This window comes from Pseudomonas sp. SMSB3 (genome assembly GCF_052041965.1).
GTDB lineage: Bacteria > Pseudomonadota > Gammaproteobacteria > Pseudomonadales > Pseudomonadaceae > Aquipseudomonas.
This window is the reverse complement of sequence record NZ_JBKGGV010000002.1, coordinates 392,554-405,171: the sequence shown is the minus strand read 5'-3', so window position 1 is coordinate 405,171 and position 12,618 is coordinate 392,554. Positions and strand designations below refer to the sequence as shown.

The following is a 12,618-nucleotide window of genomic DNA, read 5'->3' as shown; positions in this document are numbered from 1 at the left end:
TTAATTCACGATACAGTGACCACATTGCGATACAGGTCATGAGGTGGGCGGTGCTTCGGGAGTTTTCATTTGCAGGGCTATTGGTAAGCCCGATGGTGGTATGCGTGCTCATCGCGGCGCTGCTCACGGCCATGACGCTTCGGCTGATCCCTGGGCGGCTGGAAATGCTGCTCCAGGTCAGACCCGCCTGGTTAGGGCTCGCGCTTTTCACAGGCTATGTCGCCGCGGCCATGTCCATTCTGGATGGGGGCTTGAAATGAGCGGGGTACTACGCGGTTCGATGACCTTGCTGATCGCCGCCGCTACGATTCTTGCTGGCTCGTGGGTATGGAACCACTATCAATATTCGCCGTGGACTCGGGATGGGCGCGTGCGTGCAGACGTCGTGGTGGTTGCTCCTGACGTTGCCGGCTGGGTAACCCGGTTGAGTGTTCGGGATAACCAGGCGGTCAGGAAGGGCGACCTCTTGTTCGTGATTGATCCTGCCCGATATCTGGCAGCCTTTGACGAAGCGAAATCGAAGATGGAGCATGCGAAACATGCCTGGCAACTAGCCGCCGGCCAGGAGCGCAGGCGAGTTCCGCTCGCCAGAATCAACGCTATCAGCGCCGAGGATTTAGACAACGCCCGCTCTCAGGTACTGCTCACCAAATCCGAATATGAAATAGCCAAGGCGCAGTGGGAAACAGCCCGGATCAATCTCGCACGTACCCGAGTCACCGCCCGGCAGATGGCACCATCACCAATATCCGGCTGCAGGAAGGCAATTATGTGACCCAGGGCGGCCCAGCATTCTCCTTGATCAAAGATGGCTCGTTCTACGTGACCGCGTATTTCGAGGAGACCAAGTTGCCCAGCATCAGCGAAGGAGACACGGCTGATATCGCGTTGATGAGCGGTGGGCCGATCTTGTCAGGGCGGGTCACGAGCATCGCCAAGGGCGTCGCCAACACGAACACCCAATCCGACCCCATGTTGCTGCCGCAAGTGCAGCAGGCATTCAACTGGGTTCGGCTGGCGCAACGGATACCCGTGGATATCCAGCTCGAATCCGTGCCGCGTGAAGTACGCTTGAGTGCAGGCATGAACGTCTCGGTGAGACTTGTACCTGTCCATGGCGCGGTCGCTGGCCGATGAGATCCTTGCTCATACATTACCTGCAGCCGAACTTGCGCAGCGTTCTCTTTGCGCTGAAAGGGTTGTCTGCGGTCGCATTGGCTCTCGCCGTCTCCATGGGTCTGGATCTGGACAAGCCGTTTTGGGCGATGGTCGCCTCGATGATGCTACAAGCGCGCCCTGAAACCGGCCTCGTCATGGAAAAGGCACTGTGCTTGATCCTTGGCTCAACGCTGGGCTCAGCGGTGGCGATATTCATTCTGGATAACTTCATGCCTTATCCGACGCTGGCTATCGGTGCGTTGGCTGTCTGCGGTGCCTTCACTTCTGCGCTAGCTTCAACCGAGCGGCATGTCAATTTCGTCTTTGGGCTCGCACTCGTTTCGGTGACGGCCATCCTGATTGTCATGTTCGCGATAGCCGATCCGGCGACCACTTCCAGCAGGTCAATATTCTTGGTGGTCAGAGCGAGGCTGACCGAGGTGATCGTAGGCGCAAGCTGTGCAACGCTTTCGAGCCTGTTCCTGTTTCCCTGGCGGGTTGAAACCCTGGTCAAAGGTCATGCAAAACGGCTGCAGGCTTTGAGCATGGGTCACCTCGAACTGCTGCTGCAGCCAGAGCTAGATCGTGCAGCGCTGCACCAGCAGCGTCTGAGCATGATCGCCTTGGTCACCACGATCAGCGATGATTCGAACGCCGGTCGCTACGAGCGGGCCAGCACCATTCGCGCTGCTCTGCATATAGCGAACGCTGCCCTGACGGTGATCGCCTGTGGCCAGACAGTCGAGCGATGGTTCAGGCAGAACAAAGCGAGCTGGGCAGGCTTGCTGGCTGTGCACAAGACAGATCAGGGTGCACAGCATTCCCCGCTGCAGCTTCTGGCTGAGCTAAGCCAAAGATTCTGTGAGACCCGCGAGGCTGACCTCGACACCGCGTTTCGGGAGTTGGCCAGGGCCAGTGCGATGATGTCTGCTTCAGATGAAACCTTGGAGAAGAATGAACATTTCCATGAGCCGGGCCCACGCCTGAAAAGGCACAGGGACTGGCGGACCGCCGGAACATCGGCGCTGCGCAATGCAATGGTGTTTCTTGCCGTAGCTTACGTATGGATCCTGTCCGATGGTGCCCCAGCGCTGATCATGATGATGGTACTGCCCACTCTTTTCTCGCAAATGTTCGGTTCGGCACCGGCGCCGGCGATGATCGTTCGTAAACTGATGGCAGGGGTAGCCCTCGCGGTACCGGTGGCAACTTTTTTTGTGTTGGGAACGGTTGCCCAAGGCCCTGATCATTTTGCAGCTTTAATCATGATGCTGGCAGGCCCCCTGTTTCTTGGCCTGATGGCGATGACGTCGCCTGCCTTGACGCCGTATGGACTGGGCTTTTGCCTGACGCTGGCGGTATCGACCCAGCCTAGCAACTACATGACGTTTGCAGTTGATCAAGCTGTTACGACCGGCATCGGTGTCATAGCTGGTCTCGGCGTCCTCTACATTGCGTTCGCCCTCACAGGACCACTCAAGGGCGTTGCGTTACAGAGGCGGGTAATCAAGGCGTTGACTGCCGACTTGACCGTCATGAAGGCGACAGGAAAGCCGGTAGCGTGGTTCAACCGGCGTGTGGCTGAACGACTCGCTTACCTACAAGGTTATGCACCCGATACCGTCGAGGGGCGAGAGCTCACCGTACACGGCTTGGCTCTGCTTGAGAAAGGGCATCGCTTGGCAAGGAATAGTTCAGCTACTGGCTGAAGCCAGCCGGGACAAGTCCCTGGCTGACAAGCCCGCCTTCTGTGGCCCTAACCCAGATGCGCAGGCAGATTGGACGGGTGTGCTATCAATCTGGGGGACCGGGTATTTGCTCAAGCCTACCAATCGTAGATCCAGTCACTTGCTCGGCCTGCAAAATGAGTCCAGAATTGAGTCTATCCCAGATTAAGGGATGGCTGAAAAGCTTTGTATTTCAACAGCTCGCAAGCCCGATGCGAGTCTCGTTTCCCGCTCCATATATCGATTTACAGGGCTTCAATGTTCTTTAAATCTTGAAAAAAGACGCTTAGGCGTCTTTTTTCGTTTCAGCTGGAACGTTAAATGTAGGCCCGCAGCGCCGATCTCCGCTATCGCTACCGCAGGGTGGCACTCGCTACTCTCGCGCAGCTAGTGGCTAACAGCCTGCTGAATGACCTGAGCGAGGCGGTGAGTTTCCAGCTCGCCAGCGTCGCCTTCCACATAGCCAAGCAACTCAGCGCTGGCGGCATAATCCCGGAACCTTTCAGGAAGTCGATCGATGATTGCCCGGCTCTCGCGCAGCAGCTCGGTGAGGGAGGGCGTGCGGACTTCACTCAGCGCATCGATTCTTCTGGCTAACCCACAGAGCCAGAGATTCACTTCATGCGCCCTGATATGCGCTTGCCAGCTGACCTGAGCGCTGAAGGGGCGGTGAATCGTACGCGCTAACGTGTTGAAGATTCTCCACAGCTCCTGGACCATCTGCGCTTGCTCCTCATCCTCCAGATAGCGCGTTAGCAAGGCGACCTCATCGGTGAAGGCCCCATCGGCAGCAAGCTTGAAGTACAAGCTTTTACTCTCGGTGAGCGATTCGCGCCACTGGCTTGCCAGCTCGTTGAACCAGGCCTTGCATACCTGGGTGCAACTGATGCTTTGCTGCTCCAGCAGGGGCACCAGCAACGATTCGAGGATCCACGGTGTGAGCTGGTGCAACCTGCCCAGGCGTCCTCGCAGCGGTTGCACAAGGTCGTCCAGTTGCTGGTCGGTCAGCGGACCGTCGATAGACTGCACCAGCTTGGCGATCAATGCAGGCTTGATGTCCGCCCCTACATAGTTCGCTTCGTTGATCAGCCAGCAAAGTAGCGTTCGCTGAACGCTGGCAGGCCGAACCTGGTCAATCAGGCCAAGCGTTTCAACGCCCCAAGAGCCATCGTTGATTGCGTTCTTGAACGCATCCAGGCCTACCCAGTTGATGATGCTCGACTCACTGCGCAGCAAGGCTTCGATTCGCTCATGATGCTTGTCGAAACTCAGTGAGAGACAAACAAGCTTCAGCGCCTCGATGACCAGCAGCGTTGGGCGCAAGCCTTTGATGGGGCTGGCACAGACCTCACTCAACCAGTCGACGAGTGCCTGAGGTGCATGAGTCCAGAGCAGCTTGAGCGCGTAGTAGTCACTCCACGCCGTGTCGGGCGGCGAATAGCTGAACGCGTCATGGGGGTTGGCGGCTGACAGCAGCAGTGAAGCGAGTGGCTGTGCGCGGTAGTGCTCAAGGTCCAACAGCGCCTTGCGCGTCCTGGGCTGCAGCGCATCGCGCCGAGCCGGCTCAAGATGCGCGAGCAAGGCGCTCTGCAAGGGCTGCGCGAGGGGCGTTGGGTCAGCTACGTACAGCGGCTCCTGCGAGCAGTGCGCCAGGACGTAGCCAAGCGCGTCCCAGGCCGTGTGGAATTCCTCGAGGGGTAGGCCCTGCGACCAAAACTTGGCGGGTATCTGCTCGAACAGTTCCGGTTCGAGCCGGCCGTCGCTCAACCTGCCTTTTCCATCGAGCTTTGCCATCAGTTCAGCGCCGGACGAGCCTGCAAGTTCTGCATCATCCAGCCACCAGGCGAGCACGTCTCCGGACCTGGGGGCGGCGCTGAAACAGGAGCGTTGGTGCAGGGCGTTCGCCTCTGGCTCGTCTGTTGATTCGCTGAACGATGCCGAGTCGAAGATCAGCTTCGCTGACGGCGCATGCTTGCCGTCACCGTGGACCGTGCTCTGCAGGATCTGGTCGCAGTAGTCGAACACCTGTGGCATCACATCCAAAGGGACGGGCGTAGCCAACAGAGGATAGTTGTCGTTGGCGCGCTGGATCGAATTGGACAGTTGATAGCCTGCCAATGGCCGACCGTTGGCGGAGCGGATCAGGATCATTCGATCATGGATCTTGCTCTCTGGAACTGCCAGTACCTTCAACCGTACGTTACCGAAGTAGCCATTGCCCCAGCCTGCGCACTGGTCGAGAAGCTTGCCGATTCGGCTGGGCTTTTGCGCGCCGGCGTTGCCAGGGGCATTCGGCTCTTTTTCAGTGGTAATGATCAGGTAGTCGCCCGTGGCCGTGCCCATTCGGTGCAGCAGTTCGATGCCGACATCTTCCATGAAGGGATCGAACCAGGCGATTTGCGCATCGTGGTGCTTCTCGAAGACCTGACGCAACCACTGCGAAAGCTCAATCCGACTAGTACCGCCACTGTCGCTCAGGGTGAGGAAGAAACGGCCGGTGGACGGCGCTGGGCACAACTGCTTCATGGTGGTTTCAATGGATCTGTTGAGCGCTACCCATGGATCGTCAGCATGCCCTCCAAGCTGGGAGCGTGAGTCGCGCAGTGCTCGGCCTACTCGCGCCGTGGCTTGGAGTTGCGCTTGCTCCTTTGCCGGCACCTGCTTGCTCAACCAGTCGAATCGGCCATTGGCTCGGACAGGCTCGACCACCTGCATATTGAGATTCATGCTGCGCACGAAGTAACTGCCGGTCTGCAGCACCAGGAAGGACACGTCGCCCGAAGCACTGAGCGCGTAGATTTCCAGGGTGAACGATGTGCAAATCTGCTTCTCCAGGGCTTCGAGATTGAAGCGATGCGTGCGGGGGTAGCCTTCATCCTTGCCCAGTCTTGCGGTGTGAGTGGCCAATACGCTGTCGTCGCTATAAGCATTGATCACGACCAATAAATCCGTGGGGTCGCGTGTGAATGCCTCGTACAGAACCAGAGAGGCGTCATCGCCTTTCAAGGTGATGTCGTACCTGCTTTTTTCGGCGCGACTCTGGTTAGGGCTGCAGATGAACTCGAAGTCCCCGATCCGCCAGGCATCCAACGCCGTGAAGTCCATTCCTGTGTCTGCGTTCAGACGCTCACATGCGGCTTTCGCTAGCGTCCTATCCAGCCCCTCCAGCATGGCAAACGTCTCTGCTTTGCCGTCGCAGGAGATGGCTGCGCTATCGACGCTGGCATAGGCAGTAGGGCTCAAGCGGCGCGTGCGGAATTGGAACAAGTCCCGCGTCGGCAGGTGCATGACCGATCGTGCTACCGGTTTCTCCCCGAACAGGAGGCTGCCGAGCTTTTTCTCCACTTTGTCATCAAGGTGGATATCGGCCATTCGACTGGCGCCATGCAGGGTGGTGTTGGCAAACAAGTAATCCAGGAAGATCTTCAGGCGCTGCGTCGAAGTGTGCAACGTGAGGGTATGGGTCCTCGCCCAGCAACCGTCGTAAAGGACCGTTTTAGCGCTGCAGCTGCCGCTCCATTTATGCGATTGATGACAGCCTGCCAGCGAACGAGCATAGAGAAAGCGTAGCTCCGTAGCGCCTGCGCGATCGATCTCGAGAATCCAGAGTTGCGTGGTGGTGGCTTCCTGATCCTGCCCGAAGAGGTCGTGCAATCTGTAGTCTGAAGCCAGGAGATGGAATAGGGTGGTCATAGGGCGTCCTTTTGCGAGAAGTCGGGGGACAGGCCCGGAGCCCATTGCCTGTGGGGTAGGTGCGCCGGGTTATGTCAATTTGATATCAGGCTGGAAGGGCGGCAGTTGACGGAGGGCAATGTTGGGAGGAAAAGGAGCGTTTTATGGGCAGGAATCTTGCCGGACGCTACCGACGAGGGAAGTGTCAGATTTTTTGTGTGCAGGCCGGTAGCGGCCTGCCGTCAGGCGGCACTGATTTTCACCATGTTGGCCTGATGAACTGATCTCCGTACAGAATCGCAAATTGATTCATCGCGCTTTTCCAATCATGGGCCGGTTTTCCCCAGTTGGCTGTAATGTTGCGCAGTCCCAGCCAAATCAGCTTGGTCGCTGCGTCATCGTTCGGGAAATGCTCGCGAGTCTTGATCACCTTGCGCAGCTGGGCGTTGATGCTCCCGATGGCGTTGGTGGTGTAAATCACCTTCCGAATGGCGGGCGGGAAAACAAAGAATGGAATTACGCGATCCCAAGCCCGTCTCCAAGCCGCCACCACGGTTGGATATTTCTCACCCCAGGGCCCGTTCTCGAACTCATCGGGTGCCTGCTCAGCCGCTTCCGCGTTGATGGCTTGATAAATCGGCTTGAGCTCCATGGCCAGCGCCCGCCGCTTGTCCCACGCCGCAAAGTCCAGGCTGTTGCGAATCAGGTGCACGATGCATGTCTGCAGCGTCGTCTCTGGAAACACTGCGCTGAGGGCTTCTGGCATGCCTTTGAGACCATCGGTCACGGTAATCAGCACGTCCTCGACACCACGCGTCTTGAGGTCGTTGAAGACCTTCATCCAGAACTTCGCACCCTCGGTGTTCTCGATCCAGATGCCTAATATGTCGCGGGTTCCGTCGGGTAGAACACCCAGCGCCAGGTAAATTGCCTTGTTACGCACCAAGCCTTCTTCTCGGATCTTCACCCGCAGCGCATTAAAGAAAATGACGGGGTACATCGGCTCCAGGGGCCGCTGTTGCCACGTGCCGTCCATGACCTCGTCTGTCACCGAGCTGATGAAATCGGGTGAAACGTCTGTGCCGTACTGCTCGGACAGAAATGCCCGAATCTCTCTGACCGTCATCCCCCGAGCGTACATGGCGATGATTTTGTCATCGAAACCGGTATACCGCCGCTCATGCTTGGCGATCAGAATGGGTACGAAAATGCCCTCTCGATCACGGGGAATTTCCAGCCGCAGCGGGCCATCACCGGTCAAAACCGTCTTGCCACTCTTGCCGTTACGCTGGTTGGTCTCATCCTCTGGGCGCTGCGCGCCCGGCGGATAGCCTAGGTAGTGGCCAAGCTCGGCATGCAGAGCACGCTCGATCAAGGCCTTCTTGAATGCCGCAGAGGCATCTTCGATAGCATCTGCGGTCATCAGGCCCTCACCGAACTGCTCCAGCAGCTCTTTGGGGATTTTGGGCAGGTCACGCAAGGGTTTCTTTTTGGTTGGCATACATGCACCTCTTGCTCATGTTATGCCCGAACACAAAATTTCTGACACCCTCTAGCGGGTTTGATCTCGAATAGCTCCATGCCTTTGGGACGTGATTGATTGTTCGGTCTAATCATTTTGATCTGCCAGTCGAGTAAATAAATCGGGAAGGTCGCTTGCTACCGAGATGGCATACTGACGATCCATGCCTATAAACGGAATCCGAACTACCGGCATTGCTGCATCCAATGTGTCAAATCCATAGCCCTCCCCTCCGCCGCTGGAAGCGAACAGAATTACGCCTGGCGCATATGTCTCGACCTCATACCCACGATTGAAATCGACTACCTCTTCTGCTTTCCAGAAAATTATATAGTTATCGCCAATGAATCCTTCGCCACCGTCGTGCACCTTAAGAAATTCAATGTGGCTCTCAGGAAGCGCTATCCCCAAGTGTGTTGACAGATCATCAATAGCTGAAATTCCAGCTGGTTCATTGAGCTGTCCCTCTGTTAGATAGTATTTCATAGCTATTTTCCTAAGTCTTTCTGCAATTGGTTTCACCAAGGAGTTACCTGCTGCCGATGAATATCGCGAGGTAAGATAACTTTATTAGCAGGTCAGGTTCGCCCTATGGCCCCTCACCTTATATAAGTGATGCCAGGTTGGGAGTGGTATCGCGGCAGCTGAATAGATTTTTTCTGGTGCTCTTATGTAGTTTTGATTCAGCACAGGTTGGATTTCCCTGTGCTGATTCTGAGGTTGCTGTCATTATGTGTGGGCTGAAAATTTATGATACTGCCGGAGCAGCCTGATTTTGTTTTGCAAGAGACTTCTTGTCAAAAAAGGTGGCGCTATTTCATCAATTTTTCCAAGTCTGTATCGGAGAAGGGTAGTCTCGGTTTGTCGAGGTTGCGTAAGATTAGTAGGTGCGGATCAAGCTTCAATTTACAAAGATTTTCCAAGGTGGGTTCTCCGCCCGCCACAAGAGCATGTTCGAAACCATATATTTCATCTGGGGCAAGTGGGCCATATTTCTTAAGTGCGCGTTTGAACAAAGCTTTGCCGTTCGGGTCGGTATTGTCGTAGTCGTCTGGTTCGCTAGCTCCGAATAATGACTGAATCGTGATGTTTTGAGCGGCTAATTTTTTCGATTTTAAGCGACTTTTTAATGCTAGTATTTCGTTGTGGTTGCAGATAATTGATGCGCTATGTCCGGTATTTTCTCCGCATAAGTAAAGGTTTCCAAATGCGCTTCTGGCTATTACATGAAAATTATCAAGAGATTCAAGTGATGTGTCTTTCAGCCAGGCATCTTTAAGGTGCTCGTAGTCGTCGGGGTTAACAGTCCAAAAAAGTCCGTTTGCATAACCTGCCCATCCTTCATTTTGCCAGTACTGAATTAATATAGGAGGGAGTATGCCGTTCCATTTGGCAAGACTAGCTTCTGGTACGTGGGTTTGTTGAGTGGCCTCACCAAAGCAGTCGATGAATTCAGCAAAGTCTGAGTCTCGCATAAATTATTTCCCTTTCTTGTCTGGAGGGCAAATGGTTAGTTCAACATTCATCATGTCCATACCTTCGCCGCGCTGTAGGGCTTTTTCTGCCGCGCGTTCGATCGTTTCTAATCTTCCCCTATGCCCCCAGCTTCCACCAATAGCGCTATTAATACGTTTGTCTCCTAACCCTGTGGGGTCGGGTTTGGCCCAGCCTCCCGCAATCATATCAGGCTCGTGCAGCGCGGCTAGCTTTTTCATGATTTTGCGGCTCTCTGCTTTCGCCTCGGCTTTCGCGACCTTAGGATCTGCCCCCCCCTAATTCTTTTGCTTTCATATATGCTTTTTTCAATCTCTTTACGCCTGTCGCGACGGTAATCTCGCTGTGCTTTATCCGCCAGACGGTTCCGGCCGGAATCTCCTGTTTTCCGCTTGGTTTCGTCGAACATCCTCCTTGCACCAGTGAATTCTTTGGCCGACATGTTGTTAATCGCGTCTTCCTGACGCTTGAGCTGGCGAGCATATTCTTTGAGATACCCTTTCTTTTCTGCTTCGCTCATATTCTTGAAGGCGTCGGATTGCCGAGGGTCGAAGCACTCGGGTTTTTTCTTTCTCAGCTTCTGCGGCGTAACCTTTCCACCTGAAGCCTGTTTACGTGCTGCTGCCTCCTTTGCTCGCTTTTGCGCTGCTTCTTTCGCCGCTCGCTCAGCAACTTCCTTGGAAGTCTTGGCGGATGTCTCCGCCACTGCTTTGACGCCATGTCTTCCTATTTTACCTGCTGTGCCTAAGTACCCCACAAAGGGAACTGCCGATAGCAAAGACAGAGCTGCCCCCGCATAGTCACCACGGGCAAGGCTGATGCCCGCATTAGCGATATCTGCTATTTCGCCAACGACTGGGATCAAGCCAATTATATCCAGTCCCAACTGAAGACCATCCAGGATCTCTTCGCCCGTGATGCCTTCTTCTGGCGTTTCGCTTTCAACCTCAGGATTGGAGTGTTCCGCAGCATCACCAGTGGCGGGCGTTTCACCGCTTACTCTACCCAGCGTGTTGCCATTCGGCGTGGTGGTCGCGCCGCGGTTCTTCGATGATGGATAGAGTTGAGTGTAGGTCGGTATGTCCTCCAAGTCAGCCAGTTCCTTCCGGAATGCTTCCTGACGAAGAGCTTCATACTGTGTCTCGCTCAGTGTGAGGGATTTGCCCCATTCATCGACGCCATCGGCAAAGTCGACAAGCACATTGCCAGCGCCATCGGTCTGTACAAATAGCCTATCCGGACCGTTTGGCAGCTTCCGCAGCGGTACTTCGTGTACCTGGACAACAAGCGTGTCCAGTTGGATTGGATCAGCGCTCATGGCATCAACTCCCATTCATCCAGAACAGGTCCCCATGGCGAACCAAGTGGCGCCCCTCTGCACGCACGGAACTGCTGTGCTCCAAAGGGTGGCATTTACCTTCGACGGTACCGCTTTTGACGCCTTTGGCTTTGCCTGCGGCGTCACCGATGGTCTTGGGTGCGAAACTACGCTTGTAGACGACCACCGGATGGCCATTGGCGCGAACGCTCTTCGCCACACCCGTGCTAGTTTCCAACTTTGCTGTGACGGGGTAGGGGACAGGTGGAATGCTGCTGCCCATAGGTGTCTTGCAAACGTCTGGCGCAATGCTGATGACGGCCCACTTCGTCTGTTGCCGGGCCATTACGTTATCGGCCATATCAAGTGTGCTCCTTGCTGTGGTGCGGGGCACGCCGGATGATGGGCGCTTCGGGATTGGTTTCGAAACGCGCTTCGAGCACACGGATGTCAAGCGACTTGGGGAGACTTATGCGATGGGTCATCGACAGCGTCATGGCATCGGTGTCGATGCGCAGAGTGTCGGTGAGCATTGGCAGCGGTAGCATCAAGCCGTTGGTCATACGCATGAGCAAAAAAGGGCGATGACCAGGGAGTTCGAACTCACAGTGCCCATCCAAACTGAGCGCTGGATCAGTGAGGTTGACTAAGGCAATGCGGGCATCGGGTGCAGGAAAGGTCACCTGCTGATCGATGGGGGCACCGTTCCAATACGCAAAATCGAAGTCCAGCGGTAGACCTGGCCAGTGGCTCTCCTCCCAGCTTTCATCATAAGTACCAGCAAGTGCCAAGCGTGGCGCCCAGGCTCGGCCAACGATGCCGAAGCCGGCGGGTATGCAGCCGTATGACGTAGCTACCTCGGCCATGGCCTGGGCGTTTAGAGGACCACATGGATGCAATGACCGCAGGGGACGCTCTATAAGCGTGTCAAGATGCTCTATCTGAGGAGCGGGCAAGCTCGTGAGCCTGTCGCCAGTCTGCTCGTAGTGCAGTTTCTCGTGGTGGTGCTCCAGCCAGCCACAGCCCAGTGGATTACTGAAGCAGACTTCGTTGAGCAGGTATTCGGGGGCGTCGGTAATGTGCCCGTATTGCGGGTTGGCAATCAGGCTGGTGCCACCGAAGGCTCGCTCCCAGCGCAGCGGAACACGTGTGGCAGGTTCCGGTCTGGTGAGCTGCCAGCCGAGCAACCCCAGACGAAATTCTCGCGGGCCGGTGAAGCGAAGGGTTTTGTCCAGCAGTAGTTGTGGTGTTTGCTGTTCTCTGTTGCGCCGCCGAACTTCCAATACTTGTTCCTGATGGACCTGCAGTTGATCGGCCGTGAGATAAACGCCGGGAGCTCGTTTCGGCGGAGGTGGGTCAGCAAGTACCTGTCTAGGACGCGTCGAGGTGATGCGTATGCCGGCTTCCCACGCTTCTGCTGGTTGACCTGCTGGTGCGTAGGAGTTGCCGACCACAATGACATCGCAGAGTGGTTTGAATGGAGCGAGGTCGCTCTCTTCGAGTAAGGAACTGCTGTCGGTCTCAGCGTAGTAGGTATCGGCCATGCACAGCGGTAGCGGCTTATCATCGATGACAATGACCCGGAATCGGCCAAGACAACCCTCAATCGGTTCGAGCCGATACCCGACTTTCATGGCGACAACAGGATGTTCTTGACCGTCAGGCGCGAGCGCACTGAAGCACTTGACGTCAAATGGCGTCAGGTTGCGAAATTCCATCTTGGGTGG

10 protein-coding genes and 1 pseudogene are annotated in these 12,618 nt (G+C 55.9%); 3 read left to right on the top strand and 8 right to left on the bottom strand.

Going from position 1 to position 12,618, the window contains the following annotated elements:
* The first annotated feature begins 104 nt into the window (after nt 1–104).
* From ACLEJW_RS05115 to ACLEJW_RS05105, 3 genes and pseudogenes are all read left to right on the top strand, one after another.
* On the top strand, nt 105–260 hold the full coding sequence (locus ACLEJW_RS05115) for a hypothetical protein (RefSeq protein ID WP_440777096.1): 156 nt from the start codon (nt 105–107) through the stop codon (nt 258–260).
* A pseudogene (locus tag ACLEJW_RS05110) lies at nt 257–1,137 on the top strand (efflux RND transporter periplasmic adaptor subunit). Before ACLEJW_RS05115 ends, ACLEJW_RS05110 begins: the two are co-directional and overlap by 4 nt.
* Complete coding sequence (locus ACLEJW_RS05105; RefSeq protein ID WP_440777095.1) at nt 1,134–2,867, top strand: FUSC family protein; 1,734 nt, start codon at nt 1,134–1,136, stop codon at nt 2,865–2,867. Before ACLEJW_RS05110 ends, ACLEJW_RS05105 begins: the two are co-directional and overlap by 4 nt.
* A 405-nt stretch (nt 2,868–3,272) precedes the next feature.
* Here the strand turns inward: ACLEJW_RS05105 and ACLEJW_RS05100 are convergent, their stop codons facing one another.
* The 8 genes from ACLEJW_RS05100 to ACLEJW_RS05065 all read right to left on the bottom strand — a co-directional run bounded on the left by ACLEJW_RS05100 (nt 3,273) and on the right by ACLEJW_RS05065 (nt 12,609).
* Nucleotides 3,273–6,578 (bottom strand): VPA1262 family protein, encoded by a 3,306-nt coding sequence (locus ACLEJW_RS05100; protein WP_440777094.1) that lies wholly within the window; start codon nt 6,576–6,578, stop codon nt 3,273–3,275.
* A 238-nt stretch (nt 6,579–6,816) separates the two neighbouring features.
* Nucleotides 6,817–8,058: an IS256 family transposase gene (locus tag ACLEJW_RS05095; protein WP_440777093.1), complete on the bottom strand. Its 1,242-nt coding sequence runs from the start codon at nt 8,056–8,058 to the stop codon at nt 6,817–6,819.
* A 108-nt stretch (nt 8,059–8,166) separates the two neighbouring features.
* A complete protein-coding gene (locus tag ACLEJW_RS05090; RefSeq protein ID WP_440777092.1) occupies nt 8,167–8,565 on the bottom strand; it encodes an SMI1/KNR4 family protein in 399 nt (132 codons plus the stop codon).
* 326 nt (nt 8,566–8,891) lie between these two features.
* Nucleotides 8,892–9,554, bottom strand: a complete 663-nt coding sequence (locus ACLEJW_RS05085) for a GAD-like domain-containing protein (RefSeq protein ID WP_440777091.1) — start codon at nt 9,552–9,554, stop codon at nt 8,892–8,894.
* Between the two features lie 3 nt (nt 9,555–9,557).
* On the bottom strand, nt 9,558–9,794 hold the full coding sequence (locus ACLEJW_RS05080; protein ID WP_440777090.1) for a polymorphic toxin type 15 domain-containing protein: 237 nt from the start codon (nt 9,792–9,794) through the stop codon (nt 9,558–9,560).
* Complete coding sequence (locus tag ACLEJW_RS05075; protein WP_440777089.1) at nt 9,791–10,891, bottom strand: polymorphic toxin type 15 domain-containing protein; 1,101 nt, start codon at nt 10,889–10,891, stop codon at nt 9,791–9,793. The genes ACLEJW_RS05080 and ACLEJW_RS05075 overlap by 4 nt, the downstream gene beginning before the upstream one ends.
* Before the next feature lie 4 nt (nt 10,892–10,895).
* Nucleotides 10,896–11,252 (bottom strand): DUF4150 domain-containing protein, encoded by a 357-nt coding sequence (locus tag ACLEJW_RS05070; RefSeq protein WP_440777088.1) that lies wholly within the window; start codon nt 11,250–11,252, stop codon nt 10,896–10,898.
* 1 nt (nt 11,253) lies between these two features.
* Nucleotides 11,254–12,609, bottom strand: a complete 1,356-nt coding sequence (locus ACLEJW_RS05065; protein ID WP_440777087.1) for a DUF2169 family type VI secretion system accessory protein — start codon at nt 12,607–12,609, stop codon at nt 11,254–11,256.
* Between the last annotated feature and the right edge of the window lie 9 nt (nt 12,610–12,618).

What these genes read in the sequence shown, in the direction of transcription:
- ACLEJW_RS05095 (WP_440777093.1), bottom strand. Translation starts at nt 8,058, where the DNA reads ATGCCAACCAAAAAGAAACCCTTGCGTGACCTGCCCAAAATCCCCAAA.
- ACLEJW_RS05090 (WP_440777092.1), bottom strand. Translation starts at nt 8,565, where the DNA reads ATGAAATACTATCTAACAGAGGGACAGCTCAATGAACCAGCTGGAATT.
- ACLEJW_RS05080 (WP_440777090.1), bottom strand. Translation starts at nt 9,794, where the DNA reads ATGAAAAAGCTAGCCGCGCTGCACGAGCCTGATATGATTGCGGGAGGC.
- ACLEJW_RS05065 (WP_440777087.1), bottom strand. Translation starts at nt 12,609, where the DNA reads ATGGAATTTCGCAACCTGACGCCATTTGACGTCAAGTGCTTCAGTGCG.
- ACLEJW_RS05075 (WP_440777089.1), bottom strand. Translation starts at nt 10,891, where the DNA reads ATGAGCGCTGATCCAATCCAACTGGACACGCTTGTTGTCCAGGTACAC.
- ACLEJW_RS05105 (WP_440777095.1), top strand. Translation starts at nt 1,134, where the DNA reads ATGAGATCCTTGCTCATACATTACCTGCAGCCGAACTTGCGCAGCGTT.
- ACLEJW_RS05085 (WP_440777091.1), bottom strand. Translation starts at nt 9,554, where the DNA reads ATGCGAGACTCAGACTTTGCTGAATTCATCGACTGCTTTGGTGAGGCC.
- ACLEJW_RS05070 (WP_440777088.1), bottom strand. Translation starts at nt 11,252, where the DNA reads ATGGCCGATAACGTAATGGCCCGGCAACAGACGAAGTGGGCCGTCATC.
- ACLEJW_RS05100 (WP_440777094.1), bottom strand. Translation starts at nt 6,578, where the DNA reads ATGACCACCCTATTCCATCTCCTGGCTTCAGACTACAGATTGCACGAC.